Raw genomic sequence first — 26,517 nt, forward strand, 5'->3', positions numbered from 1 at the left:
GAGTGCATGATGAGCCGTCGAATCGTTTTTGTTCGCAACACATTGGCTGTGGCGCTGGCTGCCGTCGTCGGCGGCAGCTACGTCTATTTCCGTGGCGCCGACCTGCCTTCGGCCCATGCGGCGGCAATCAATACGCCGCTGGTCGCTTCCAATACCGGGCCGACCACGCCGGCCGGACCGGTGATCGCGGCGGCCACCGATTTCTCCGGCATCGTCCAGCGCGCGGGGCCGGCCGTGGTCAACATCAGCGTCACCGGCAAGGTCAAGAAAGTGGTCGACGACAGCGACGATGGCGATCCGGATGATCCGTTTTCCCAGTTCCTCAAGCGTTTCGGCCCGCAACTGCAGATACCGCGCCAGCCGCAGGTCATGCACGGTTTGGGTTCGGGTTTCATCATTTCCCCGGACGGCGTGATCCTGACCAATGCCCACGTGGTGGAGGGCGCGCAGGAAGTAGTGGTCAAGCTGACCGACCGCCGCGAATTCAAGGCCAAGGTATTGGGCGTGGACAAGCAGAGCGACATCGCGGTGATCCGCATCGACGCCAGGAACCTGCCCACGGTGCAGATCGGCGACCCGTCCAACGTGAAGGTCGGCGAGCCCGTGCTGGCTATCGGCTCGCCCTACGGCTTCGACAACACGGCCACCGCCGGCATCATCAGCGCCAAGTCGCGCAGCTTGCCGGATGATAATTACGTGCCTTTCCTGCAGACCGATGTGGCGGTCAACCCCGGCAATTCGGGCGGCCCGCTGTTCAACCTGAAGGGCGAGGTGATCGGCATCAATTCGCAGATCTACAGCCAGACCGGCGGTTTCCAGGGTTTGTCGTTCGCCATCCCGATCGACGTGGCGATGAAGGTCGAGCAGCAGCTGGCGCAGCACGGCAAGGTCACGCGCGGCCGCCTGGGCGTGTCGGTGCAGGATCTGAACCAGGCGTTGTCCGAATCGTTCGGCCTGAAGAGTGCGCAAGGCGCGCTGATCAGTTCGGTGGAAAAGGGCAGCCCGGCCGACAAGGCCGGCCTGCAGGCCGGCGACGTGATCCTCAGCTTCAGCGGCCATGCGATCGACCATTCGGTGGATCTGCCCACGCTGGTGGCCGATACCGCGCCCGGCACCTCGAAGTCGCTGGAAGTGATGCGCGGCGGCAAGGTGCGCACCATCAACGTGACGGTGGGCGAGATGAAGTCCGCCAGGAACGACACGCCTGCCAGCAAGGCCGAGAACCAGGGGCGGCTGGGCTTGGCGGTGCGTCCGCTGGATCCGGATGAGCGCAAGCAACTGGGCGGCCAGAACGGCCTGCTGGTGGAAGACGTCAACGGCCCGGCGGCAATTGCCGGCATCCAGAGCGGCGACGTGATCCTGGCCTTGAACGGCACGCCGGTGTCCAGCGTCGAGCAGTTGCGCAAGCTGGCCAGCCAGGCCGGCAAGAGCGTGGCGCTGCTGGTCGAGCGAGGCGATGAGAAGATCTTTGTTCCGTTGGCGCTGAACTGATTTTCCGTAGCGTTTTGTTAGCGGCGCTAAGTAGTCCTGAGGGTAGTCCGTGGAAAGCAGTAAGCAGTGAGGGAGTGGCCGGACATGCGCAAGCATGTCCGGCCTTTTTTCTCCGCTCGCGCCTGCCGCTCAGGCCGGATCGGCCGGCGGTTTTTCCTGCGCCGCCGGTTCGCTTCGCCAATGGCCATGCGCGTGTTCGCGCTCCATCGCTTCGCGATCGCTGGCGAACATGGCTTGCAATTCTTCGCGCGCCTGCACCGCCATCGACACCATCTGTTGCTGGTCCTTGTAGTGGGGATAGAGCTCGTACAGCGTCTTGATGTTGTGCGCGCGGAATTTCATTGCCGCCTGGCGCGCGCGGTAGGCGCCGAAGCCGAGCTGTTCCAGCGCGCGCCGGCCCATCTGCAGCGCGCTTTCGAAGGTTTCGCGCTCCAGCACCGTGACGCCGCGGTCGAGCAGGTCGTAATAATGCGTGACGTTGCGTGCGCGGGTGGCAATGGCCAGGTGCGGGAATTCTTCCTTCACTTTGTCGACCAGTTCCAGCGTGGCCTGGGCGTCGTCGATGGCGATCACCAGCAGGCGCGCCTGGGCGGCGCCGGCGGTGCGCAGCAGGTCGATGCGGGTGGCGTCGCCGTAAAACACCTTGAAGCCGAACTTGCGCAGGAAATCGATCTGGTCCGGGTCGTGATCCAGCACCGTGGCGTGGATGCCGTTGGCATGCAGCAGGCGCCCGACGATCTGGCCGAAGCGGCCGAAGCCGGCGATGATGACCGGATGCTCCTGCGGTTCGATCCGGTCTTCCGGGCGGCGGTTGCCGGCGTCCAGCCAGCGCATCAGCATGCGATCATGGATCAGCAGCAGCAGCGGCGTGACCAGCATCGACAGTGCCACCACGACCACCAGAATCGATGAGACTTCCGGGGTGAGCACCTTGGCGCCGACTGCCGCGCCGAATACGATGAAGGCGAATTCGCCGCCCTGGGACAGCAGGAACGCGAAGAACAATTGCTGGCCGCGGGGGATGCCGAAGCAACGCCCGAGGCACCACATCACGGCCGTCTTGATCGCCAGGAAGGCCGCCACCAGGCCGAGGATGCGCCAGGGCTGCGCAAGGAACACGCCGAAGTCCACCGACATCCCTACGGCGATGAAGAACAGCCCCAGCAGCAGGCCCTTGAACGGTTCGAGGTCGCTTTCGAGCGCGTGGCGGTACTCGGAGTCGGCCAGCAGCACGCCGGCCAGGAAGGTGCCCAGCGCCATCGACATGCCGACCGATTGCATCAACAGGCAGGTGGCGATCACCAGCAGCAGGGCGAAGGCGGTGAAGATCTCGCGCATGTCGGTCTTGGCGATGATGCGCAGGATGGGGCGCATCAGCACGCGCCCGCCGAAGATCAGCAGGGCGACCACCAGCGCCACCTGGCCCGCATGCAGCCAGCCCTGGCCGCTGCCCTGGCTGGCCGCCACGCCCAGCAGCGGCACCGCTGCCATCATCGGGATGGCGGCGATGTCCTGGAACAGCAGGATGGAAAATCCGGCCGCGCCGGCCGGCGAAGCGGTGAGCTTGCGTTCGCCCAGCGTGGCCAGCGCAATCGCGGTGGAGGACAGCGACATGCCCAGCGCCGCGATCAGGCCGATGCGCCAGGGTACGCCGGCGGCCAGCGCCACGGCCAGCAGCGCGGACGTCACCGCCAGCACCTGCACGCTGCCCCAGCCGAAGATGGAGCGCCGCAGCGCCCACAGGCGTTTGGGGTCGAGCTCCAGCCCGATCAGGAACAGCAGCAGCACCACGCCGAATTCGGAGAATTCGAGGATGTGCTTGACCTCGGTGATCAGGCCCAGGCCCCAGGGGCCGATGACGATCCCGGCCAGCAGGTAGCCCAGCACCGCGCCCAGGCCGAGGCGTTTGGCGATCGGTACGGCGGCCACGGCGGCGAGCAGGTAAACCAGGGCTTTGAGTAAGTGTTCATCCATGGCGGCGTGATCTTTATGGGATTGGGGCGTCGTCGGTTGCGGAAAGGGCCGGATAGCGTTTCAGCTGGTCGAGATAGCGCTCTACGTGGCGCTGGAAATCGAGCGGCGCGATGTTGTGGGCGCCGTGCAGGATCAGCGGTTCCATCCAGCGCATGCCGCACAGTTGCGCGGTTTGCCGGTAGGGCGGGAGGAAGTCGCTGAAAGGATGGCCGTGGCGTCCGTCGGGAGCGTACGCCCCGGATTCGCCGCCGGTGCTTGCCACCAGCCAGAACCCTTTGCCGCGCAGGGCGTTGCCATCATGGCCGAAGGCCCAGTCGCGCGCCAGCACCAGATCCAGCCATTCCTTTTGCAATGCCGGCATGCTGTACCAGTGGATGGGGTGCTGCATCACGACCAGGTCGGCTTGCGTGAGCAGTTGCCGTTCGCGCTCAATGTCGATGTGGAAGTCCGGATAGCGCTCATACAAGTCGTTGACCACCACGTTGGGCAGTTTGGCGGCGGCCTCGACCATCAGGCCATTGGCGCGTGAGAGTTCGGCGGCGGGGTGGGCATACAGGATGAGTATGTTGGGCATGGCGGTGGCGGGCTTGGCGTTGTTGTCGGGCAGGTCGCGCGGTTCGCCGAAATTGGCCGGAACATGCGCGCATTGTCCGCTGTCTGTTTTATCGAGGGAAGGGAGTTTGCCACGAAAGCGCCGGCGGCCGCTGGTTCAACGCGGTATGCCTATGCCAAGGCATGTCCTTCCCCTGTTTTTCCTGCGGGTATCAAAAGCCGGGCAATGCGCTTATACTCAGCCATCCCCCCGCGGCTTCTTCTTGCGCCATGAATCCACGCGCACGCCGCAACAGATGACACTCGCCGCAGTTTATTCATATTCACTCGTTATTGCAGCCATGTCCGATATCCAAGATTCCGAAGCCAGCCAGCCACGAGAACCCAATCCGGCCAAGCCCGCGCCTGCAGTCCCCCCAGCCACGTCACAAGCCGCCGATGCGGCAGCCCAGCCGAAGCCGGCGGAGCAGCCTGCCCAGGCAGTGCCGCCGCCAGTTGCCCAGCACGCTCCCTTGCCGCCGCCGCCGCACCATGCCACCGACGCGCCGTGGAGGCAGACCTGGCATTTCCTGGCGGCGCGCTTGCGCGCGATGTCCGACAAGGCCGGGCGCCGCGTCATGCAGCGTACGCTCAAGATCGGCGTGTCGGCCCGTATTTTCCACCCCGAGTCCGGTTCCAAGGGCTTGCGCAGCAAGACGCTGCAATACCTGGAAGAGTCGATTGCGCAGTGGGTGATGTCGCGCGACGTGCTGGTGTTCATGATCCCGACGGTCAATACCAACGGCCTGGTCCATCCCAGCAACATCCGTTTGCGCGACTATGCCAAGAATCTCGACGGCCTGGTGCTGCAAGGCGGCGCGGACGTTTCGCCGCAAAGCTACGCCCAGGCGGCGACGCGCCCTGAATGGAGCGGCGACCGCGCGCGCGACATGTACGAGCTGGAGCTGCTGCACGAATTCATCGAGGCCGGCAAGCCGGTGCTGGGCATCTGCCGCGGCTGCCAGTTGATCAACGTGGCCTTCGGCGGTACCTTGTACCAGGACATCGCCACCGATGTGCCTAGCGCGATCCCGCACGTCAACGACATGTACGACAGCAATTTCCATGCGCTGCAGTTCCCGCCGGGCTCTTCGCTGGCGACGCTGGTGAAGACCGAGAACGCCATCGTCAATTCGATCCACCACCAGGCGGTGCGCGACCTCGGCCGCGACCTTTCGGTGGAGGCGGTGTCCGGTCCCGACCAGATCGTCGAGGCCATCCGCTACCGCAAGGCGCCGTTCGTCATGGGATTGCAATGGCATCCAGAATTCCACCGCTCCGGCGGTGCCGAGTTGCTGGATTGCACGCCGATTCTCGACAGTTTCCTGCGCACGGCGCGCGAGACGCGTTTTTGAGTGTGGGCCGGGCGCTGCCTGCACATGCATGGCCTATATTTCCGTGCAGGAAACTAATGCCTGGATGTGCCATCGAACTTTCTTTGCGCTGCCGCAATATTGCCCCGCTCCGGCTACACGCCAGCGAACCGTCTCTGTAGAATCGACTCAAGCCGGTTCGATGCGTTGCGCTTGATGGCATCGCTGCCGGCCTCGCATTTTAGTTTTGTCATTTCGCCAACTGGGATAAAAAGGAGAATCCGCATGACCCAATCCGCCGCTCTCAAGACCGTAAGGAACGATATGAAAACCCTCGTCAAGGATGCCCAGGCCCTGTTTGCTGAAGCCGCGACCGCCACCGGCGAAAAGGCCGATGCCTTGCGCGCCAAGGGACTGACCCTGCTGGAGGCAGCGGCGGAAGCTGCGCAGGGCGCGCAGGCCGCCGCCATCGAAAAGGGCAAGGTAGTCGCCGCCAAGACCGATGACTACGTGCATGAAAACCCGTGGCGCGCCGTGGCTATTTCGGCCGGCATCGGTTTGCTGGTGGGGCTGGTCATCGGCCGCAGCAAGTAAGCCGGGTACCGATGGCGACCCCGCACAAGGAAGGCCAGCCGGCGCAGCCCGCCACGCCCGGGCTGACCGCAGGCCTGCTGGGCCTGGCCAAGAACCTGCTCGGCCTTATCATCAGCCGTATCGAGCTGGCATCGCTGGAAATGTCCGAGATCGGCGCCAACCTGGTTCGCTTCGCGGTCATCTTCGTGCTGGCAGCCATTGCATTATGGTTTGCGGTCGCATTCTGGTCGGTGTTGCTCGTCATGCTGGCGTGGGATACCTGGGGCTGGAAGATCCTGGCGTTGCTCGGCGCCATCTTCACCGCCCTCACGGTCGGCCTGGTGTTGTATGCGCGCTCGGTGCTGCTGCAGGGCAAGCTCTCGCTGCCGGCCACCATGTCCGAATTGCGCAAGGACCGCGATGCCTTGCTGTAACGATGGCAGCCGTTGCCGACAAGGAGAAAAGGAGCCGTATGCAAGCAAACCAGGATGACGGTATGACGCACGAAGAACGCAAGCGCAAAGCGCTGGCGCAAGGGGCGTTGTACCGGTTGGGCGTGATGGAGGCGCGTGACGCGGTGCGGCACAGCCTGAGTGCCGAATCGCTGGCCAAGGGCGCCTTGAGCCGGGCTGCGCATTTCGCCACTGCCTTCATCGGCGGCGACAAGACCCTGCAGTCGATCAAGTCGCTGGCTGCCGGCGGTCTTGGCGGCGTCAACCTGCAGTCGGCCATGCCGTTGCTGATCACCGGCGTCTCCCTGTTGTCCAGGCGCTGGCTGCGCAAGCCGCTTTTATATGGCGGCATCATCAGCGCGGTCGGCGGCCTGGCGTATTACCTGAGCCACCGTCCCGACAGGCAGGATGCCGCCAGTGAAGCGGCCGGGCAGGACGAACCGCCGGAAGCGCCATGAGCGGCAACCTGCGGTGTTGATGATCAATCGAGACAAAGGCATCCGCCGCGCCGGATGCCTTTGTTCTTTCCGGGAAGCGAAATATCGCTGGCGGCGGAACATAAATGCGTTCATCCTGCTCTGAATCTGACCGGCCGCGAGGCCTGAACAACAACGCTGAGAAGGCAAGAAAGGAAATGAGATGAAGACATTATCGATTGCCGCCATCGCCGGGGTCCTGGCGATTTCCGGCTGTGCGGACATGAGCCAGACGCAGCGCGGTACGGCCACCGGCGCCGGCATTGGCGCGGGCATCGGCGGTATCCTTGGCGCCGTCACCGGCGGCGGTGGCGGCGGACGTGCGTTGGGCGGCGCGGCCATCGGCGGCGCCATTGGCGCCGTGGCCGGCAATATCTGGTCCAACCGGATGGAGGAGCAGAAGCGCGCCATGGAGCAGGCAACCCAGGGCACCGGCGTGCAAGTGACCCAGACCCAGGACAACCGCCTGAAACTTGAAATCCCCAGCGACATTTCCTTCGATACCGGCCGTGCCGACATCAAGCCCGAGCTGCGCCCCGTGCTGGATCGCTTCGCCGCGACCCTGGTCGAAAATCCGGCCACCACCGTCACCATCGTCGGCCATACCGACAATACCGGCAGCGATGCGATCAACGACCCGTTGTCGACCCAGCGCGCAGCGCGCACGCGCGACTATCTGACCACGCGCGGCGTCGGTGTGGGCCGCTTCATGATCGAAGGCCGCGGTTCGCATGAGCCGCTCGTGCCCAATACTTCGGATGCCAATCGCGCCAAGAACCGCCGCGTGGAAATCTACGTGGCTGAACCGCAGCAGCAGGCGCAGCAACAACAGGCGCCTGCCGGATATGCGCCGCCGCCTCCGCCACGTTATTGATGGCGGTCCGATTCCGGTGAGTTGCCGGGAAATAAAAAGCCCCGAATACCATTCGGGGCTTTTTGCTGGCGGCGTCTTATTTCGCGGGGGCGGCCGCTGCGGCGCCGTCGCCTGCTGCAGGAGCTGGAGCTGGAGCTGCGGCCGGGGCTTTCACCTCGGGTTCCTTGAACTTGGCGCCGGACTGGTTGGCCATGTAGACCACGGTGCGCTGGATTTCGATATCGTCCAGGTCGGGATTGCCGCCCTTGGGCGGCATGGCGCGCAGGCCGTTGATGGCATGTGAAACCAGCTTGTCATAGCCTTCGGCGAGGCGGGCTTTCCAGGCGGCCTCATCGCCAACCTTGGGCGCGCCTGCGACGCCGGCGGCATGGCAGGCGGCGCAAGTCGACTTGAAGACTTCTTCACCGGATTGCAGTTGCTTGGGGGCATTGGCGTCACGGAAGGTGAAGCCATCGTCGGCGACCGGCTTGATGCGCGCGGCGACCATCTCGGGGGTTTGTCCATCGGAGCCGGCGCCGGTCTTCTGCCCGTTGGCGACATACTGGACCAGAAGCACAATGCAGACGATTGGAACCAGAAAACCTGCTACGACAGCTGCGATCAATTGCTTGGGAGTCTTGATGGCCGACTCGTGTTCATCATGATGAGCTGTGCTCATTGGTGTCCCTCCGTAATGTTTCCTCGAAATTGGGGCGGAAAACGTCGGTTCCCTTTGTATCGCCTGGCATTATATGGACTCATTATCAGGCAGGGCTTTCATTGCGCTCTCTCGCCGAACCCTTGATTATAGTCACAATGCTTTCCGTTTGACACGCAAAAACGCCTGCGGCAATGGACGGCCTGCATGAAAAACGGTATTCTTCAGGCCTCTTCGGGTTTTGCCCCACAACGCGGCTGTAGCTCAGTGGATAGAGTATTGGCCTCCGAAGCCAAGGGTCGTGGGTTCGATCCCCGCCAGCCGCGCCACAGAATTGCTCTTCGTTTCACCGGTTCAAGTTCCAACCTGATGCACGGCATGCGCCGTCGCAGGCAGGCCATGCCATTGTAAATCCCGTTTTTTCCAAGATTCCCCGACGCTGACGGAGCTGTCCGCCGTTCAAGTCGGTGCTCAGTGATGCTGCTGTTGGCGTCAAGGCAATATCAAGGCGGGCTGTCGGCAACTGCCGTCATGCAGCCTTTGGGATAAAAGGGGCGGAAGGCCCGATTTCCTTGGCCGGTTGCGGGATGATTCCCGATGATGTGATCCGTTTTGGTTTTTCGTTGGTCATGACAAATGAGAACGCTTCTTCTTTCCATATGAGGCGTTTCAATTTTTCTATCTCCAAGCGAAAGGTCAGATCATGGTGCAGGTCCGGGCGTCGAGACGCCGATGCAATTCCGTTTTCCCAATGAAGGCCGTGGCCTGTGCTGCGCGCCATCTGGCGCTGATGGCGCCGATGCTGGCGGCTCCGGTGGCCTATGCCCAGACCGCGTCGGCGGGCGGCGCCGGCAGCAACGGCAATGCCGTACTGCCCACCGTGACCGTCACCGAAAGCGCCGATCCCACCGCGCCCTATGCCGGTGGCCTGGTTGCCCGCGGCGGCAGCCTGGGGGTGCTCGGTACGGCCAGCGTGATGGATACGCCGTTCAGCACCACCAACTACACGTCCCAGGGGATCGAAGACGTACAGGCACGTGCGATCGGCGATGTGATCGCCAATGATGCTTCCGTGCGCAACACCAACGGCAATGGCGGTTTCGGCGACAGCTATCAGATCCGCGGTTTCACGATGTCGGCCAACGATGTGGCCTTCAATGGCTTGTACGGCCTGGTGCCGCTGACCCGCATGCCGATCGCGATGGTGGAGCGGATCGAAGTGCTGAAGGGGCCGGGCACGTTGATGTATGGCATGGCCCCTCCGGCGGGATTGGCGGCGCGGTCAACCTGGTGCCCAAGCGCGCCACCGAGGATCCCGTTTCCAGCGTGAGCGCGACTTACCTGTCCAACTCCCAGTTCGGCCTGAAGGCGGACCTGGGTCGCCGTTTCGGCGAGAACCAGGAATGGGGCATCCGCGTCAACGCGCTGTATGCCGACGGCAATACCGGCCTGTCCGGCAGCAACCAGCAGCAAACCATGGGTTCGGTCGCGTTGGATTACAACGGCGGCCGCGTGCGCTGGAGCCTGGATGCGTACACCCAGCACGAGGACGCGCGCAACTTCCGTCCGCAGTTCAGCATCGACAGCAGCCTGACCACCATGCCGGCCGCTCCCTCGGGCAAGACCAATCTCTATCCGGGCACGACGCTGCAATCCGACGACAAGGCTGTCGCCACGCGCCTGGAATATGACATCGATGACACGCTGACCGCCTATGGCGCGGTCGGTTACCACGTGGCGGAATCGGCGCAGAGCTGGCCCAGCGCCACCATCATGAACGTGCGCGGCGACACCAGCACCTTGTACAACGGCTACTATGATCAGCGCGTCACCTCCACGTCGGCCGATGTCGGCTTGCGTGCGCGTTTCGGCACGGGCGGCATCAAGCACACCCTGATGCTGGGCGCGAACATGCTCGACCAGCAGACCGACTACTTCTTCGACTCCCGAAGCACCGGGGTGAGCTCCAACCTGTACAACCCGGTCGCGCTTCCTGCCGCCGCGGGCGTGCGTGGCCAGCCCGCGCCGCAGAGCCAGATCCGCCTGACCAGCCTGGCGCTGACCGATACCTTGTCCCTGGTCGACGACAGATTGCGCCTGATTGCCGGCCTGCGTCGCCAGCAGGTCTACCAGCACAGCCTCAGCGATGACGCGCAAACATCCAACCGAACCGCCATTTCCCCGGTGCTGGCAGTGGTGGTCAAGCCTCTGGAGAACTTGTCGGTGTATGCAAACTACACGGCCGCGCTCAGTGCGGGCGGGTTCACCGGTGCGACTGATGGCAACCCGAATCAACAGTTTCCCCCGTATAAGTCAAAGCAATACGAGACGGGCGTGAAAGCCGACTGGGGACGTGTGACCACGACCGCGGCGGTCTTCCAGATTGAACAGGCCAACAGCACCTCCACCACCATTGACGGCACGACTTATACGTCGCAAGACGGCCGCGCACGCATCCGCGGCCTGGAGCTGTCGGCCTACGGCGAGCTGCGCCGCGGCCTGCGCTTCAATGCCAGCGGCACCTTCTTCGACACCAAGCAATCGCACACCGGCGATGGCGCGACCGATGGCAAGGAAGTCGGCGCGGTGCCGAACCACAACTTCAACCTCGGCCTGGACTGGGATACGCCATGGCTGGCCGGCCTGGCGCTCAACACCCGTGTCACCAATACCGGTTCCATGTGGTACAGCAACGCCAATACCCTGAAGGTGCCCGGCTGGACCCGCATGGATATCGGCGCGCGCTACATCGCCAGGATTGCCGGCCAGGTCGTGACCTATCGCGCCAACATCGAAAACCTGTTCGACAAGAACTATTGGGTGATGCAAAACGGCTACGTAGGAACCTCTTCCGGCCGCACCTTTGTACTGTCGGCCAAGGTCGACTTCTGATGGCGCCGGGCTGCGCGCGGTCGGGCGCGCAGCCTTTGCAGCCATCGTTGCAGGCGCCGCCGCTGCCCGTTCCTGGCGGCGCTTTTGTTGACTTGATGGACAAATCGGTTGCCATGGGTACCGTGGTTTTACGGTAGAGTGGCGCCTCGCCGCGAAACTACGCTGTGCTGCAACATAAAATTCCCAAAGCGAACCCAGTCATCGGACAACTTGCGTTCTGCTGTTGGCGCGGGAGCGGGGCGCAAAACACTGGCGAGCGGCCCCTGGAGACAGGTAAATCCTTGAATTTCCATGTGTTTTTGCTGGTGGGCGGGGGCGAACCGGATGACATCGGGCGCTGTTCCGGCAAAAAACCTGTTGCTGACAGGATTGTCAGGCTGCAGTAGGCGCGACTGCCTCGGACGGCAGAGGGTAATGCGCAGCGATCGGACCCCGTCAATTTTCCTGTTGCAACAACTCGCGGCGCGCGGGGCATTTTTCATCGCATTGTTTGTTGCAATGCGCAAAATCCAATCCGTCCACTATTTTCCACATCTCGCCGATAAATGGCTGAGATAACGCCGTGATCTGGCTGTAAAAGGTTTGACTAACCTGAAAACGAACCTTTATAATCGCCGGGCTTTTAAGCTGCCGTTTGCTCGTAATGAGTGCGGTGCATGCACGATATTGGATATATATGCTGCGCATCATCCTTTTGCAGCTCGTAACCACGGTCGTCGCTGCTTTGGTGGCAGGCATGCTGGGCGGATTGCCGGCGCTATGGTCCGCCTTGCTGGGCGGAATCTGCTGCGTGGTTCCCAACGCCCTGTTTGCCTTGCGACTCTACGTTAGCGCGCGTAAGCCTGGTGGTACCAACCCGATGACGTTTTTCTTCGGGGAATTTATCAAGATTGCTACGACCTTTGCGCTCATGGGCGTGAGCGTTTGGTTGTACCACGGTGTCAACTGGCTCGCATTCGTGCTGAGCTTCATCGTGGTGCTTAAGAGTTATTTCATTTTACTGTTTAGACACCGACCATGACCGTAGAAGCCGCTGAGCACGCGCCAACAGCCTCCGAATATATTGTCCACCACCTCGGACATTTCTCCACGCACCACCAAACCAAGATCGTCGATTTCTCCATCCTGAACGTGGATACCATTTTCTGGTCCGTGTTCTGTGGCGTGATCGCCTGCCTGTTCATGTTCCTGGCGGCCCGCAAGGCCACCTCGGGCGTGCCGGGCCGTTTCCAGGCGTTTGTTGAAATGGTGGTCGAGATGGTCGAGGACCAGTCCAAGGCCATCGTGCACGGCAACCGAACCTTCATCGCGCCGGTCGCCCTGACCGTGTTCGTCTGGGTCGCCCTGATGAATTCGCTGGACTTCCTGCCGGTCGACCTGGCCTCGGCCATCTTCCGCATCTTCGGCATGGGTGAAATGCATCACCGCATCGTGCCGACCGCCGACCTGAACGGCACCCTGGGCATTGCCCTGGGCGTGCTGGCGCTGATGCTGTATTACAGCGTCAAGATCAAGGGCGCCGGCGGCTTCATCCACGAACTGTTCGCAGCGCCGTTCGGCATCTGGCTGGCGCCGTTCAACCTGCTGTTGAACATCATCGAATTCGCCGCCAAGACCGTGTCCCTGGGCATGCGACTGTTCGGCAACATGTACGCAGGCGAACTGTTGTTCCTGCTGATCGCATTGCTGGGATCGACCGCGACCGCTTTCGGCTTTGTCGGCCACGTGATCGCCGGTTCTATCTGGGCAATTTTCCACATCCTGATCGTGCTGCTCCAAGCATTCATCTTCATGATGTTGACACTGGTTTACCTGGGCCAGGCGCACGAAGCGCACTAACAACAAGGCTTGCAGTATCTGTTTTTGGTTTGTTTTTTGGTTTTTGATTTTTTGTATTTACTAACTTTTCTTAAGGAATTGTCATGACTGATGTCTCTTTCGTTGCTTTGGCTTGCGGTTTGATCATTGGCCTGGGCGCTATCGGCGCTTGTATCGGTATCGCGATCATGGGCGGTAAGTACCTCGAAGCATCCGCACGTCAGCCTGAACTGATGAATACCCTGCAAACCAAGATGTTCCTGCTGGCCGGCCTGATCGACGCTGCGTTCCTGATCGGTGTTGGTATCGCCATGCTGTTCGCATTCGCAAATCCGTTCATCGCCAAGTAATTCGGGCTTCATAGCCACTCTCACCCTGCCGGACGATTGGTTCCGGCACTCGTTATTCTGAGAAGGAAATTACCGTGAACTTAAATGCAACATTGATTGCTCAGTTCGTGGTCTTCTTCATCCTCGCCGGCTTCACGATGAAATTCGTGTGGCCGCCGTTGATCAAGGCGCTCGACGAGCGCGCCAAGAAGATTGCGGACGGCCTGGCAGCCGCCGACCGCGGCAAGGCAGATCTGGCTGCCGCTGAAAAGCGCGTGCAGGCTGAATTGTCGTCGGCCCGCGATGAAGGCCAGAAGCGTATCGGCGAAGCCGAAAAGCGCGCGCAGCTGATCATCGAAGAGGCGAAGAAGACGGCCGCTGACGAAGCAGCCCGCATCATCGCCAATGCCCGTGCCGATGCCGAACAGCAAGTGAACAAGGCGCGCGAAGAACTGCGCGGCGAAGTCGCGACGCTGGCGGTCAAGGGCGCCGAGCAGATCCTCAAGCGCGAGGTCAATGCGGCGGCGCATGCCGAATTGCTGAACCAACTGAAGGCAGAGCTGTAATATGGCCGAACTCGCAACGATCGCTCGCCCTTACGCCGAAGCCCTGTTCCGTGTGGCCAAGGCCGGAAGCCTGGCAGCCTGGTCCGATCTCGTTACCGAGATGGCCCAGGTGGCAGCGCATCCCGAGCTCAAGGCACTCGCGCAAAATCCTTCCGTTTCGCATGCCAAGCTGGCTGAAGTGTTTGCCGCAGCAGTGAAGACTCCGCTTTCAGTTGAAGCGCAGAACTTCGTCAAGACCCTGGCCGACAATGGCCGTCTGACCCTGTTGCCGCAGATCGCCGAACAATTCCATGCGCTGAAAAACGCCCAGGAAGGTTCGGCCGATGCACATATCGTCAGCGCATTCGAGATGAGCGATGCGCAGGTCAAGGATGTGATCGCCACCCTGGAGAAGAAGTTCGGCCGCAAGCTGAACCCTTCTGTGGAAGTGGACAGCAGCCTGATCGGCGGCGTGCGTGTCGTGGTGGGCGACGAAGTGTTCGATACCTCCGTGCGCGCGAAACTGCAGCAGCTGCATGTTGCTCTGGCCGCGTGAATAGCCGGACCCTGGCGTAAGCGAAAGAAAAATTTTTAGGAGTTAGTATGCAACTCAACGCATCTGAAATCAGCGAGCTGATCAAGAGCCGGATCCAAGGCCTTGGCGATACCGCTGAGATTCGCAATCAGGGCACGGTGATTTCCGTGTCCGACGGTATCTGCCGTATCCATGGTCTGTCCGACGTGATGCAAGGTGAGATGCTGGAATTCCCGGGCAACACCTTCGGCCTGGCGCTGAACCTGGAGCGTGACTCGGTCGGCGCCGTTATCCTGGGCGAATACGAGCACATTTCCGAAGGCGACATCGTCAAGTGCACCGGCCGTATCCTGGAAGTGCCTATCGGTCCGGAACTGAAGGGCCGCGTCGTCAACGCCCTGGGCCAGCCGATCGACGGCAAGGGGCCGATCAACGCCAAGCTGACCGCCCCGATCGAAAAGATCGCTCCGGGCGTGATCGCGCGCCAGTCCGTGTCGCAACCGATGCAGACCGGCCTGAAGTCGATCGACTCGATGGTGCCCGTCGGCCGCGGCCAGCGCGAGCTGATCATCGGCGACCGCCAGACCGGCAAGACCGCCGTCGCGATCGACGCCATCATCAACCAGAAGGGTCAGAACATGACCTGCATCTACGTTGCGATCGGCCAGAAGGCTTCGTCGGTCAAGAACGTGGTGCGCGCACTGGAAGCGCACGGCGCGATGGAATACACCATCGTCGTGGCAGCGACCGCCTCCGAATCGGCAGCGATGCAATACGTGTCGGCCTACTCGGGTTGCGCCATGGGCGAATACTTCCGCGATCGCGGCCAGGACGCCCTGATCGTCTATGACGACCTGTCCAAGCAAGCTGTTGCCTACCGTCAGGTTTCGCTGCTGCTGCGCCGTCCGCCGGGCCGTGAAGCTTACCCGGGCGACGTGTTCTACCTGCACAGCCGCCTGCTGGAACGCGCAGCCCGCGTGAACGCCGACTACGTCGAGAAGTTCACCAACGGCGAAGTCAAGGGCCAGACCGGCTCGCTGACCGCGCTGCCGATCATCGAAACCCAGGCCGGCGACGTGTCCGCCTTCGTTCCGACCAACGTGATCTCGATCACCGACGGCCAGATCTTCCTGGAAACCTCGCTGTTCAACGCCGGTATCCGTCCTGCAATCAACGCCGGTATTTCGGTGTCGCGCGTCGGTGGCGCAGCGCAGACCAAGGTCATCAAGGGCCTGTCCGGCGGTATCCGTACCGACCTGGCGCAGTACCGTGAACTGGCCGCGTTCGCGCAGTTCGCTTCCGATCTGGACGAAGCCACCCGCAAGCAGCTGGATCGCGGCGCGCGCGTTACCGAACTGCTCAAGCAGGCTCAGTACACGCCGCAATCGATCTCGATCATGGCCGTCACGCTGTTCGCGGTCAACAAGGGCTACATGGACGACGTCGAAGTGAAGAAGATCCTGGCATTCGAAGCCGGTCTGCACAACTTCATGAAGACCAGCCATGCCGACCTGCTGAAGAAGATCGAAGACACCAAGCAACTGGATAAGGATGCTGAAGCGGCCCTGGCAGCAGCCATCGCCGACTTCAAAAAATCCGGCGCGTACTAATTTTACTGAAGCTATAAGGAGTCTTACTCATGGCTACAGGTAAAGAGATACGTGGCAAGATCAAGAGCGTAGAGAATACGAAGAAGATCACCAAGGCGATGGAAATGGTGGCGGCATCCAAAATGCGCAAGGCGCAGGACCGGATGCACGCTGCCCGCCCATACAGCGACAAGATCCGCAATATTGCGGCCAACCTGTCGCAGGCCAATCCGGAATACACGCATCCGTTCATGGTCAAGCAGGATATCGCCAAGCGTGTTGGTTTCATCGTCGTCACGACCGACAAGGGCCTGTGCGGCGGCATGAACACCAATTCGCTGCGTCTGCTGACGACGAAGATTCGTGAACTGGAAGGCCAGGGCCTTGCCATCGAGACCGTTGCCATCGGCAACAAGGGTCTCGGTTTTCTGAATCGTATTGGCGCCCGCGTGGCCGCCAACGTAACGCAATTGGGCGATACGCCTCACCTGGAAAAGCTGATCGGCCCCGTCAAGGTGCTGCTTGACGCATACCAGGAAGGCAAGCTGGACGCGGTGTACCTGGTGTACACCAAGTTCATCAATACGATGAAGCAGGAAGCAACCCTGCAGCAATTGCTGCCGCTGACCAGCGACAAGCTCAAGGCTGATGAGGGTTCGCACTCCTGGGATTACATCTATGAGCCCGATGTGCAAAGCGTGGTGGACGAGCTGCTGGTGCGTTACGTTGAAGCACTGATTTATCAGGCTGTCGCTGAAAACATGGCGTCCGAGCAATCGGCGCGGATGGTGGCGATGAAAGCTGCAAGCGACAACGCCGGCAGTGTGATCGGAGAGCTGAAGCTGGTCTACAACAAGACCCGCCAGGCAGCGATCACCAAGGAACTGTCGGAAATCGTTGCTGGTGCGGCCGCGGTCGGCTGATAGCGGCAGACGTAACGCAGCGATGCGAATCAGATTTTAAATTTTATCTATTGAAGGAACGAAAATGGCTGATGGCAAAATCGTTCAGTGTATCGGCGCTGTGGTGGACGTAGAGTTCCCGCGCAATGCGATGCCCAAGATTTACGATGCCTTGAAATTGGAAGGTTCTGACCTGACCCTGGAAGTCCAGCAGCAGCTGGGCGACGGCGTGGTTCGTACCATTGCGCTCGGTTCGTCGGACGGTCTGCGCCGCGGCCTGACCATCACGAACACCGGCCATGGAATCACCGTGCCGGTCGGCACTGCGACCCTGGGCCGCATCATGGACGTGCTGGGCAACCCGATCGACGAATGCGGTCCGGTGAGCCACGCGCAAACCGCCGAAATCCACCGCAAGGCTCCTGCATACGACGAACTGTCGCCGTCGCAAGAGTTGCTGGAAACCGGCATCAAGGTGATCGACCTGGTGTGCCCGTTCGCCAAGGGCGGCAAGGTCGGCCTGTTCGGCGGCGCCGGCGTGGGCAAGACCGTGAACATGATGGAACTGATCAACAACATCGCCAAGGCGCACAGCGGTCTGTCCGTGTTCGCCGGTGTTGGTGAGCGTACCCGTGAAGGTAACGACTTCTATCACGAAATGGCAGAAGCCAAGGTCGTGGATCTGGAAAACCCGGCCAACTCCAAGGTGGCCATGGTGTACGGCCAGATGAACGAACCGCCGGGCAACCGTCTGCGCGTGGCGCTGACCGGCCTGACCATCGCCGAAGGCTTCCGTGATGAAGGCAAGGACGTCCTGTTCTTCGTCGACAACATCTACCGTTACACCCTGGCCGGTACCGAAGTGTCCGCGCTGCTGGGCCGTATGCCTTCCGCCGTGGGCTACCAGCCGACGCTGGCTGAAGAAATGGGCCGCCTGCAAGAGCGCATCACCTCGACCAAGACCGGTTCGATCACCTCGATCCAGGCCGTGTACGTCCCTGCGGATGACTTGACCGACCCGTCGCCGGCAACCACCTTCGCCCACTTGGACTCGACCGTCGTTCTGTCGCGTGACATCGCTTCGCTGGGTATCTACCCTGCGGTCGACCCGCTGGATTCGACTTCGCGCCAGCTGGACCCGCAAGTGGTCGGCCAGGAGCACTACGAAACAGCCCGTGCCGTTCAAGGTACCCTGCAGCGCTACAAGGAACTGCGCGACATCATCGCGATTCTGGGCATGGACGAACTGGCTCCGGAAGACAAGCTGCTGGTGGCGCGTGCTCGCAAGATGCAGCGTTTCCTGTCGCAGCCTTTCCACGTCGCCGAAGTGTTCACCGGTTCGCCGGGCAAGTACGTTTCGCTCAAGGACACGATCAAGGGCTTCAAGATGATCGCCAGCGGCGAACTCGATCACCTGCCGGAACAAGCGTTCTACATGGTCGGCACGATCGAAGAAGCAATCGAAAAAGCCAAGAAGATCAACTAACAAGCTGTTGAAAAGCGTAGCGCGCGGTTCGGGCCTGGGCTCGAGGAGCACAAGCGTACGAGAGTACGCTGGGCGCCGCAGGGCTCAAGACCGGACGGCGCAGTAGTTTTGCGACAGTTTGTATTTATTGATCTTTGGCGCCGCGTCCGTGCATTGCTGATGTACGGACGCGGTCAATCGGATAGGAAACGACATGGCACATACTATTCACGTGGACGTGGTTTCGGCGGAAGAGGAAATCTTCTCCGGCGAGGCTGAATTCGTCGCGTTGCCGGGTGAAGCGGGCGAGCTGGGTATCTATCCCCGCCACACGCCGCTGATCACGCGCATCAAGCCGGGTGCCGTCCGTATCAAGGTGCCGGGCCAGGCAGCAGAGGAGTTCGTGTTCGTGGCGGGCGGCCTGCTGGAAGTGCAGCCGGATGCCGTGACCGTGCTGGCCGACACCGCGATCCGTGGCGCCGACCTGGACGAAGCCAAGGCAACCGAAGCCAAGAAGCTGGCCGAAGAAGCATTGGCCAACCGCGATTCGAAGATCGATTACGCCGCTGCGCAAGCCGAACTGGCTGCCGCAGTCGCGCAATTGGCTGCGATCCAGAAGTTGCGTCAGAAGCGCTGATTCGTCGGCATCGCCATCTCCGCAAGGGATGGCGCAAGCAAGAAGTCAAAAGGCAGCCTCGGCTGCCTTTTTTCATTGGTGCGCGCGCCGATGGATGCGCGCTGGCGCATATTGCGCTAGTCTGCCTCAATATAAACGGCGCTCTTGAGCATAGACGTACAACGCCGGGACCGAACGAGACAGGAGGACTTCATGCAGCAAACCGGGAACGTCCCGCCACTTTCATTCCATGCCGGCGGCAAGCCGGTGATTGCCGTGGTCGGCTTGTCCAATCGCGCCGTGCGGGCCAGTTACGATGTCGCGGCTTATATGCAGTCCGCGGGGTATCGGATCGTTGCGGTCAATCCCATGTACGCCGGCCAGACCATCCTGGGCGAGCATTGCCACGCCACATTGCAGGATGCGGCGTCGGCGCTGGCGAAAGAAGGGCTGGCTATTTCCATCGTCGACTGCTTCCGCAAATCGTCCGACATCCCGCCGGTGGTGGATGACGCCATCGCCATCGGCGCCGAATGCGTGTGGATGCAGCTCGACATCTTCCACGAGGAGGCCGCTGCCAAAGCGCGTGGCGCGGGATTGAAGGTGATCATGGACAAGTGCATCAAGATCGAACATCGCCAGGGAAATTACCTCGGCGTGCTGTAGCGGCGCGGTTGCAACTGACATGCCGCAGCCGGCAGGACGTAATCGGCAAGACATAATCAACAAGATGTAATCAGGACCTTCCCACAACAACCGCAGAGCCCCAGCATGCCGAAAAAAATTGCAGAGCAATTCGTCGCCGACAGCAAGGTGGAGATCAATGACGGCCACGCTTCGTCCAAACCGCTGTCATCGGGCAACAAGGAGCAGGACAAGGCCGAGATCGGCCGCCTGGCCGCCGCCATCGGCGAGCAGCAACAGATGTTCTATGCCGGCCGCCGGCACAAGCTGCTGGTGATTTTGCAGGGGATCGATACCAGCGGCAAGGACGGCACGGTCAACGACGTGTTCGCCGGCGTCAACCCGCAAGGCATCCGCATCGCCAACTTCAAGGCGCCGACATCAGTCGAGCTGGCGCATGACTATCTCTGGCGCGTGCACCAGCAGGTGCCGGCGGCGGGGGAGATCGTCGTGTTCAACCGCAGCCATTATGAAGACGTGCTGATCACACGCGTGCATGAGTGGATCGACGACAAGGAGTGCAAGCGCCGCTACGCCCAGATCAACGACTTCGAGCGCTTGCTGAGCGAGACCGGCACGGTCATCCTCAAGTTCTTCCTGCATATTTCCAGGGATGAGCAGAAGGCGCGTTTGCAGTCGCGCATCGACGATCCCAACAAGCATTGGAAATTCGAGCTCCAGGACCTGGAGGAACGCAAGCGCTGGGATGCCTACCAGCAGGCCTACCAGAATGTCCTGCGCGCCACCTCCACGGAACATGCGCCCTGGTACGTGGTGCCGGCCGATTCCAAGACGCATCGCAACCTGGTGGTTGCCAATATTGTGCTGGAAACGCTGGAGGCGTTGAAGCTGAAGTTTCCGGATCCCAAACCGGAACTGAAAAAACTCAAGGTCGACTGAGCCGCCAGTCCTGGGCCTGAAGCCGGCCGGACTGGCGGTCCGCCATCACTTGAGCCACTTGTCGAATACCTGCTGGTACTCGCCGGTAGCCTTGGCCAGGTGCAGCCAGGCATCCACATATTCCTTGAAGGCGATATCGCCGCGCGGCAGCATATAGGCCTTCTCGGCGAACTGCAGCGGCTGCTGGGGGTTGACCGGGCACAGTTCCGGATGCAGCTTGGACTGCCACATGGTCTCGCTGGCATCGGTCACCATCACGTCGGCTTTGCCGTCGACGATCTGCTGGAAGATGGTCACGTTGTCGGGGTGCAGCGCCAGCGTGGCGCGTTTGTAGCGCGCACGCGCGAAGCGTTCGTTGGTGCCGCCGGGGTTGACGATGGCGCGCGTGCCCGGCTGGTCGATCAGGTCGAAATTGAGGAACTTGTCCTTGTCGGCGCAACGCACCACCGGCGCCTTGCCATCGACCATGGTCGGCGCCGAGAACGCCGCCTTCTTCTGGCGTTCCAGCGTAATCGAGACCCCGCCCATGGCAATGTCGCACTGGGCGATGAAGTCATTCATCAGGTTGCTCCAGGTGGTCTTCACGAACTGCGCTTCCACCCCCAGCGACTTGGCCAGCGATGTGGCCAGTTCCACATCCATGCCTTCGAACGTCTGGTCGGGGCGGTAGAAGGTGAACGGCTTGTAGTCGCCGGTCATGCAGACGCGCAGCTTGCCGGATTTGAGCACCTGATCCAGGCGCGATGCGTTGGCGTCGCCGTCGGCGGCAAGCGCCGGGCGGCTTGACAGCGAAACGAGGGCGAGGACGGCCAGCAAGGCGGCGCCGAGAAATTTTTTCATGTTGTCTCCTGATCGGTTTTGGCAATGCGGCGCCCGATTCTTGAGTGATGGCGTGCCGCCTGTTTGTCTTTTTGTTGCCCGCCGATCATAACAAAAATGCTTGCGCTTTCGCAGGATGATGCGCTTTGTCGCGGCTTGCCGGCGCGTAGCGCAATCCCGCGAGGAAATGACGGGTTCGCTGCCATCCAGGTCGATATCGGCGCCGGCCGATACCGATAATTAGCCGGGCTTTGCCGGTTTGGATGAGATAATGGAGGTTTGCCGTTCGCTATTGTCCAGGTCGACCATGTCCCGATTCGCACCGCTGAAAAACGATACTTTCCTGCGCGCCTTGCTGCGCCAGCCGACAGATTACACGCCGCTGTGGCTGATGCGCCAGGCCGGTCGCTATCTTCCTGAATACCGCGCCACGCGCGCGCGCGCCGGCTCCTTCATGGGCCTGGCGGCCAACCCCGACTACGCCACCGAAGTCACGCTGCAGCCCCTGGCACGTTATCCGCTGGATGCCGCCATCCTGTTCTCGGACATCCTCACCGTGCCGGATGCGATGGGCCTGGGGCTGTATTTCGCCGAAGGCGAGGGTCCCAAGTTCGAGCGCCCATTGCGCGACGAAGCGGCGGTCAAGGCGCTGCAAGCGCCCGACCTTGCCAAACTTGACTACGTATTCAACGCCGTGACGCAGATCCGCCGCGAGCTCGATGGCCGGGTGCCGCTGATCGGTTTTTCCGGCAGCCCCTGGACGCTGGCCTGCTACATGGTCGAAGGCGGCGGCTCGGACGACTTCCGCCTGGTCAAGAGCATGCTCTACGGCCGGCCGGACCTGATGCACCACATCCTCAGGACCAACGCCGCCGCGGTGGCGGCTTACCTGAATGCGCAGATCGACGCCGGCGCGCAAGCGGTGATGATCTTCGATACCTGGGGCGGCGCCCTGGCCGATGGCATCTACCAGCAATTCTCGCTGGCCTACATGGCCGACGTGGTGCGCCAGTTGAAGCGGGAGCAGGACGGCGTGCGCATCCCCGTGATCGTGTTCACCAAGGGCGGCGGCCTGTGGCTGGAGCAGATCGCCGCCATCGGCGCCGACGCCGTCGGCCTGGACTGGACGGTCAACCTGGGCGAGGCCCGCCGTCGCGTCGGCGACAAGGTGGCGCTGCAGGGCAATCTCGACCCCAACGTGCTGTTCGCCGGCGACGACGCCATCCGCGCCGAGGTGCGCAAGCTGCTGGAATCCTTCGGCAAGCCATCGGCGGGTAACGGCCATGTCTTCAACCTGGGGCACGGCATTTCCCAGCATACCCCGCCCGAGGCGGTGAGCACGCTGGCTGCCGCAGTCCATGAGATCAGCCGCAGCATGAGGTCTTGAGGTCGCTGTACGCCTGTGCGCCGGCCACCGGCCACGGTTCGTAGTGTGTGGCAGCGTGAACCGGCACGGTGCAAGCATGCATCCTTGATAAGTCATTTTTTGACTTATGCACATTTTTGGCTTGTTTCTAATTAAGAATCAATAATATCGACATGCGAAATTCCTCGCTGGAAGCGTTTTCTCAAGTCATTGATTTTATTGATGTTATTTTCTGCTTCGCTTTTGGGCAATCTATCGGGAGGCCCAGCCTTGGCGGGCTTGCAGGTTGTCAAGAGGTACTTTTCAACAAAGTTACCCACAGGATTTGTGCATAACCCTAAAAGCGCTTATTAAACCGCCATTTACGCGCGCTTTTCACGTTTTACTTTAAATGCGCGTCGTCATTCTTGCTGGGTGGATATGAAAAATTCCCCCGCATTGTCGATGGCGGACCCTTGACAAATGGCTGCGAGGGACTAGTGGCTTCCGGACTTATGCACATGGAAGAGGTTGGAACGGCGGCTGAAAAAATTTTAGAAAATAAATTTTCCGTTCATTAAGTAAAAATACAAGTATTTGATTTTATTGAATATTTTTTTTGCTTTTGATTTGGGCAATTTATTGAAAGCCGCCTCCAGTCTGGCGGAAAGCATGTCAAGAGCGACTTGTCCCCAAAGTTATCCACAGGATTTGTGGATAGCTTAAAAAGTACAGTTGAAACCTATAGTTAGCCCGGTTTTTCAGGAATTACATTAAGTTCGTGGAACAGTGCATCCTCCAAGTCGCGCTCGATACCCCCTTGCATACCGTCTTCGATTATTGTTGGCGCGGGCAGGAGGATGAGACGATCCCCGCCATCGGCCAACTGGTCGTGGTGCCATTCGGGCGGCGCGAAGCGGTCGGCGTGGTGGTCGGCCATGCGGCCCGGACCGAACTGAGCGCAGACAAGATCAAGGACGTGCTTGCCGTACGCAGCCAGTTGCCGCCGTTGTCCGCGCATTGGCTGGCGCTGTGCGGCTTTGCTGCCGACTATTACCAGCGACCGCTGGGCGAAGTGATGTTGCCGGGCCTGCCCAAGAACCTGCGCGCGCTGACCACGGTGGCGCTGGACAAGGCGCTCAAGGCGCTGGGCAAGATCGCCGCGCCGCCCAAGAAGCGCAAGGCAAAGGCCAAGGACGCCGAGAGCGAACCGGCTGCCGAGCCGGCGCCGCCCGCCGATCCCATGCAGTTCGGCGCCGCGCCGCCGCTCAATGCCGCGCAACAACAGGCCGTCGACGTCATCGCCCAGGCGGAGGGTTTCGCGCCGCTGCTGCTGTACGGGGTCACCGGCAGCGGCAAGACCGAAGTCTATCTGCAGGCCGCCGCCGCCATCCTGAAACGCGCGGCCGATGCCACGGCTGCCGCGGAGCCGCCTGCCGCGCCGGCGGAAGCGCCCGCGCAGATCCTGGTGCTGGTGCCGGAAATCAACCTCACCCCCCAACTGGAAGGCAATATCCGCGCGCGCTTCCCCCATCTGAACGTGGTGGCGCTGCACAGCGGGCTGGCCGAGGGCGAGCGTACCCGCAACTGGCTGGCGGCCCACCTGGGGCAGGCGCACATCGTGCTGGGCACGCGCCTGGCCATCCTGTCCTCATTGCCGCACCTCAAACTCATCGTCATCGACGAAGAGCACGACCCGTCCTATAAGCAGCAGGAAGGCCTGCGCTATTCCGCGCGCGACCTGGCGGTATGGCGCGCGCACCAGCTGGGTATCCCGGTGGTGCTGGGTTCGGCCACGCCATCGCTGGAAACCTGGCAGCACGCCCAGGCCGGCCGCTACCGCCGCCTGGAACTGCGCCAGCGCGCCGCCCAGCAGGCGGTGCTGCCCACCGTCAAGGTGGTCGACATGGAGCGCGACAAGCCGCAGGACGGGCTGACCTCCACCCTCATCGGCGCCATCCGCAAGCGGCTGGAAAACGGCGAGCAGTCGCTGCTGTTCCTCAACCGGCGCGGCTATGCGCCGGTGCTGGCGTGCGACGCCTGCGGCTGGATCAGCAATTGCATGCGCTGCGACGCCTTCATGGTGGTGCACCGGCCCGAGCGCCGCCTGCGCTGCCACCATTGCAGCCTGGAGCTGCACATCCCCAAGTCCTGCCCGACCTGCGGCAATATCGACCTGCAGCCGCTGGGGCGTGGCACCCAGCGCGTGGAGGAGGGCTTGCATGCGATCTTCCCGGAAGCGCGGGTGCTGCGCATCGACGCCGATTCAACGCGCCTGAAGGGTTCCGCCCAGGTCGCCTTCGACAGCGTGCACCGCGGCGAGGTCGACATCCTGATCGGCACCCAGATGGTGGCCAAGGGGCACGACTTCAAAAAGCTGACCCTGGTGGGCGTGATGAACCCCGACACCGCGCTGTTCTCGCACGACTACCGCGCCAGCGAACGTCTGTTCGCGCAACTGATGCAGGTGGCCGGCCGTGCCGGCCGCGCCGGGTTGTCGGCCGACGGCAGTTCGGGCGAGGTACTGATCCAGACCCGTTATCCGCACCATCCGCTGTACCAGGCGGTGATGCGCCACGACTACGACGGCTTCGCCGGCACGCTGCTGGAAGAGCGCCAGCAAGCCTGTTTCCCGCCCTTCATGTACCAGGCGCTGCTGCGCGCCGAAGCGCGCGAGCTGGCGCAGGCCGTGGGTTTCCTGCAAGAGGCGGCGGCCATGCTGACCGCGCCCGCCATCACCATCAATGCCCCCATCCCGATGACGATGATGCGCGTGGCCAACGTCGAGCGCGCGCAATTGCTGGTGGAATGCCCTTCGCGTCCCGCCTTGCAGGCTTTCCTGAGGGAATGGCTGGCCGAACTCAGGCTGGTGAAGACGCGGGTGCGCTGGTCGCTGGAGGTCGATCCGGTCGACATCTGAGCACCTGTATCTGAGCACCTGTTCCAGGCTGCCGCCGCACATCAGGCCGCACATCAGGCCACACTTACGCCGCACTTCACACCGCTGCCAGTGCGCTTGCCCGTCGGCGCCATGCATTTCGTCGCAAGGCGCTGTGCCGGCGTTGCAGCGGCCGCTAAGCTTGCTCCCGTCACTCATCCATTGCACAGGAGCATTCCATGATCGCCGGCATCGTCACGCACACTCCTTTATGGGTCTGGCCCTTGCTGGCCTTCCTGCTGTATCGCGGCTGGCAAGCAAGCCGCGACCAGGAAACCCCGCTGGTCAAGGCGCTGGCGATGCCGGTGGTGATGCTCGGCTTGTCGTTGTCGGGCTTGCTGCTCAGTTTCAGCGCCCATCCGGCCAACGCCCTGCCGGGTGCCGTCGCCATGCTGGCCGCTGGGTTTCTCAGTTTCCATAGTCGCGCTGCCGCCGCCATCGGCGTCGATGCCGCGCGCCGCCGGATCGCCCAGCGCGGCAGTTGGCAGCCATTGTTGCTGACGCTGGGAATTTTCACCGTCAAATACAGCGCCGCGGTCATGCTGGCCTTGCATCCGCAACTGGCGTCCATGGCCTGGTTCACCCTGCCGCAGGCCGCGCTGTATGGCGCCTTCTCCGGCATCTTCGCCGGCCGGTTGTTGCGAATCGTGCATCTTTATCGCCGCGCGCTGGCCGGTCACGCCCAGGCGGACCCGGCGCTGGGCTGAGGGCGGCCGCAAAAAGCTGGAATGGCGGCGCCCCCGGGCGCAAAGCGGGTCG

General features: G+C 61.9%; 27 protein-coding genes and 1 tRNA gene. 23 read left to right on the forward strand and 5 right to left on the reverse strand.

Translation table 11 applies throughout. The features are described from left to right. Nucleotides 1-9: 9 nt before the first annotated feature. Nucleotides 10-1,491 carry a DegQ family serine endoprotease gene (locus tag FB597_RS06295; RefSeq protein ID WP_144768677.1) on the forward strand — a complete coding sequence of 494 codons (1,482 nt, stop codon included), beginning with the start codon at nucleotides 10-12 and terminating at the stop codon, nucleotides 1,489-1,491. A gap of 129 nt (nucleotides 1,492-1,620) precedes the next feature. Here the strand turns inward: FB597_RS06295 and kefC are convergent, their stop codons facing one another. Together kefC and FB597_RS06305 are read right to left on the reverse strand one after the other, a co-directional pair. Further along, nucleotides 1,621-3,465: a glutathione-regulated potassium-efflux system protein KefC gene (gene kefC, locus FB597_RS06300; RefSeq protein WP_144768679.1), complete on the reverse strand. Its 1,845-nt coding sequence runs from the start codon at nucleotides 3,463-3,465 to the stop codon at nucleotides 1,621-1,623. Between the two features lie 13 nt (nucleotides 3,466-3,478). After that, the gene (locus FB597_RS06305) at nucleotides 3,479-4,039 is read right to left on the reverse strand and encodes an NAD(P)H-dependent oxidoreductase (protein WP_144768681.1); all 561 of its coding nucleotides are present in this window, start codon (nucleotides 4,037-4,039) and stop codon (nucleotides 3,479-3,481) included. A 319-nt stretch (nucleotides 4,040-4,358) separates the two neighbouring features. On the opposite strand from FB597_RS06305, the gene FB597_RS06310 reads away from it, so the two are divergent. The 5 genes from FB597_RS06310 (at nucleotide 4,359) to FB597_RS06330 (ending at nucleotide 7,744) form a co-directional block, all read left to right on the forward strand. Beyond that, nucleotides 4,359-5,411, forward strand: coding sequence for a gamma-glutamyl-gamma-aminobutyrate hydrolase family protein (locus FB597_RS06310; RefSeq protein ID WP_141913949.1), 1,053 nt, complete (start codon nucleotides 4,359-4,361; stop codon nucleotides 5,409-5,411). A gap of 243 nt (nucleotides 5,412-5,654) precedes the next feature. Continuing rightward, nucleotides 5,655-5,963: a YqjD family protein gene (locus FB597_RS06315; RefSeq protein WP_141913948.1), complete on the forward strand. Its 309-nt coding sequence runs from the start codon at nucleotides 5,655-5,657 to the stop codon at nucleotides 5,961-5,963. A gap of 11 nt (nucleotides 5,964-5,974) precedes the next feature. Further along, nucleotides 5,975-6,376 (forward strand): phage holin family protein, encoded by a 402-nt coding sequence (locus FB597_RS06320; RefSeq protein WP_144768683.1) that lies wholly within the window; start codon nucleotides 5,975-5,977, stop codon nucleotides 6,374-6,376. A gap of 62 nt (nucleotides 6,377-6,438) precedes the next feature. Further along, nucleotides 6,439-6,852 (forward strand): hypothetical protein, encoded by a 414-nt coding sequence (locus FB597_RS06325; protein WP_255517090.1) that lies wholly within the window; start codon nucleotides 6,439-6,441, stop codon nucleotides 6,850-6,852. A 181-nt stretch (nucleotides 6,853-7,033) separates the two neighbouring features. Beyond that, on the forward strand, nucleotides 7,034-7,744 hold the full coding sequence (locus FB597_RS06330; protein WP_144768687.1) for an OmpA family protein: 711 nt from the start codon (nucleotides 7,034-7,036) through the stop codon (nucleotides 7,742-7,744). Nucleotides 7,745-7,820: 76 nt separating this feature from the next. Here the strand turns inward: FB597_RS06330 and FB597_RS06335 are convergent, their stop codons facing one another. Continuing rightward, a complete protein-coding gene (locus FB597_RS06335; protein WP_144768689.1) occupies nucleotides 7,821-8,402 on the reverse strand; it encodes a cytochrome c5 family protein in 582 nt (193 codons plus the stop codon). Nucleotides 8,403-8,634: 232 nt separating this feature from the next. Between FB597_RS06335 and FB597_RS06340 the strand changes: the two genes are divergently transcribed. Beyond that, nucleotides 8,635-8,710 (forward strand) — tRNA-Arg (locus tag FB597_RS06340). A 200-nt stretch (nucleotides 8,711-8,910) separates the two neighbouring features. On the opposite strand, the gene FB597_RS20205 is transcribed toward FB597_RS06340, so the two are convergent. Then, the gene (locus tag FB597_RS20205) at nucleotides 8,911-9,162 is read right to left on the reverse strand and encodes a hypothetical protein (RefSeq protein WP_186442753.1); all 252 of its coding nucleotides are present in this window, start codon (nucleotides 9,160-9,162) and stop codon (nucleotides 8,911-8,913) included. Here FB597_RS20205 and FB597_RS20470 point away from each other — a divergent pair. The 13 genes from FB597_RS20470 to FB597_RS06400 all read left to right on the forward strand — a co-directional run bounded on the left by FB597_RS20470 (nucleotide 9,142) and on the right by FB597_RS06400 (nucleotide 20,656). Next, nucleotides 9,142-9,711, forward strand: a complete 570-nt coding sequence (locus FB597_RS20470; RefSeq protein WP_255517091.1) for a Plug domain-containing protein — start codon at nucleotides 9,142-9,144, stop codon at nucleotides 9,709-9,711. The genes FB597_RS20205 and FB597_RS20470 overlap by 21 nt on opposite strands. Next, nucleotides 9,672-11,273, forward strand: a complete 1,602-nt coding sequence (locus FB597_RS06345) for a TonB-dependent siderophore receptor (protein WP_255517092.1) — start codon at nucleotides 9,672-9,674, stop codon at nucleotides 11,271-11,273. The genes FB597_RS20470 and FB597_RS06345 overlap by 40 nt, the downstream gene beginning before the upstream one ends. A 676-nt stretch (nucleotides 11,274-11,949) precedes the next feature. Continuing rightward, nucleotides 11,950-12,294, forward strand: coding sequence for an ATP synthase subunit I (locus FB597_RS06350; protein WP_144768691.1), 345 nt, complete (start codon nucleotides 11,950-11,952; stop codon nucleotides 12,292-12,294). After that, nucleotides 12,291-13,112, forward strand: a complete 822-nt coding sequence (atpB, locus tag FB597_RS06355; RefSeq protein ID WP_141913941.1) for a F0F1 ATP synthase subunit A — start codon at nucleotides 12,291-12,293, stop codon at nucleotides 13,110-13,112. The genes FB597_RS06350 and atpB overlap by 4 nt, the downstream gene beginning before the upstream one ends. An 83-nt stretch (nucleotides 13,113-13,195) precedes the next feature. Continuing rightward, nucleotides 13,196-13,441 carry a F0F1 ATP synthase subunit C gene (gene atpE, locus FB597_RS06360; RefSeq protein WP_006461334.1) on the forward strand — a complete coding sequence of 82 codons (246 nt, stop codon included), beginning with the start codon at nucleotides 13,196-13,198 and terminating at the stop codon, nucleotides 13,439-13,441. Between the two features lie 74 nt (nucleotides 13,442-13,515). After that, nucleotides 13,516-13,986, forward strand: a complete 471-nt coding sequence (locus FB597_RS06365) for a F0F1 ATP synthase subunit B (protein ID WP_141913940.1) — start codon at nucleotides 13,516-13,518, stop codon at nucleotides 13,984-13,986. Between the two features lies 1 nt (nucleotide 13,987). Beyond that, nucleotides 13,988-14,521: a F0F1 ATP synthase subunit delta gene (locus FB597_RS06370; protein ID WP_141913939.1), complete on the forward strand. Its 534-nt coding sequence runs from the start codon at nucleotides 13,988-13,990 to the stop codon at nucleotides 14,519-14,521. Nucleotides 14,522-14,568: 47 nt separating this feature from the next. Continuing rightward, nucleotides 14,569-16,110, forward strand: coding sequence for a F0F1 ATP synthase subunit alpha (atpA, locus tag FB597_RS06375; RefSeq protein WP_144768693.1), 1,542 nt, complete (start codon nucleotides 14,569-14,571; stop codon nucleotides 16,108-16,110). A gap of 29 nt (nucleotides 16,111-16,139) precedes the next feature. Further along, a complete protein-coding gene (atpG, locus tag FB597_RS06380; RefSeq protein WP_141913937.1) occupies nucleotides 16,140-17,012 on the forward strand; it encodes a F0F1 ATP synthase subunit gamma in 873 nt (290 codons plus the stop codon). A 64-nt stretch (nucleotides 17,013-17,076) separates the two neighbouring features. Beyond that, nucleotides 17,077-18,477, forward strand: a complete 1,401-nt coding sequence (atpD, locus tag FB597_RS06385; protein WP_141913936.1) for a F0F1 ATP synthase subunit beta — start codon at nucleotides 17,077-17,079, stop codon at nucleotides 18,475-18,477. A gap of 193 nt (nucleotides 18,478-18,670) precedes the next feature. Continuing rightward, a complete protein-coding gene (locus tag FB597_RS06390; protein ID WP_141913935.1) occupies nucleotides 18,671-19,093 on the forward strand; it encodes a F0F1 ATP synthase subunit epsilon in 423 nt (140 codons plus the stop codon). Between the two features lie 192 nt (nucleotides 19,094-19,285). After that, nucleotides 19,286-19,738 carry a CoA-binding protein gene (locus FB597_RS06395; RefSeq protein ID WP_144768695.1) on the forward strand — a complete coding sequence of 151 codons (453 nt, stop codon included), beginning with the start codon at nucleotides 19,286-19,288 and terminating at the stop codon, nucleotides 19,736-19,738. 105 nt (nucleotides 19,739-19,843) lie between these two features. Further along, nucleotides 19,844-20,656 carry a polyphosphate kinase 2 family protein gene (locus FB597_RS06400; protein ID WP_141913933.1) on the forward strand — a complete coding sequence of 271 codons (813 nt, stop codon included), beginning with the start codon at nucleotides 19,844-19,846 and terminating at the stop codon, nucleotides 20,654-20,656. 45 nt (nucleotides 20,657-20,701) lie between these two features. On the opposite strand, the gene FB597_RS06405 is transcribed toward FB597_RS06400, so the two are convergent. Beyond that, nucleotides 20,702-21,496 (reverse strand): transporter substrate-binding domain-containing protein, encoded by a 795-nt coding sequence (locus FB597_RS06405; RefSeq protein WP_144768696.1) that lies wholly within the window; start codon nucleotides 21,494-21,496, stop codon nucleotides 20,702-20,704. A 286-nt stretch (nucleotides 21,497-21,782) separates the two neighbouring features. Here FB597_RS06405 and hemE point away from each other — a divergent pair, with 286 nt between their 5' ends. From hemE to FB597_RS06420, 3 genes are all read left to right on the forward strand, one after another. Beyond that, entirely contained in the window at nucleotides 21,783-22,862 is a 1,080-nt protein-coding gene (gene hemE, locus FB597_RS06410; protein WP_141913931.1) for a uroporphyrinogen decarboxylase, read from the forward strand. A gap of 739 nt (nucleotides 22,863-23,601) precedes the next feature. Continuing rightward, entirely contained in the window at nucleotides 23,602-25,740 is a 2,139-nt protein-coding gene (locus tag FB597_RS06415; protein ID WP_144768698.1) for a primosomal protein N', read from the forward strand. 179 nt (nucleotides 25,741-25,919) lie between these two features. Beyond that, complete coding sequence (locus FB597_RS06420; RefSeq protein ID WP_370454658.1) at nucleotides 25,920-26,465, forward strand: DUF6622 family protein; 546 nt, start codon at nucleotides 25,920-25,922, stop codon at nucleotides 26,463-26,465. The last annotated feature ends 52 nt before the right edge of the window (nucleotides 26,466-26,517 follow it).

This window comes from Herbaspirillum sp. SJZ099, from assembly GCF_007828355.1.
Classification (GTDB): domain Bacteria; phylum Pseudomonadota; class Gammaproteobacteria; order Burkholderiales; family Burkholderiaceae_D; genus Herbaspirillum.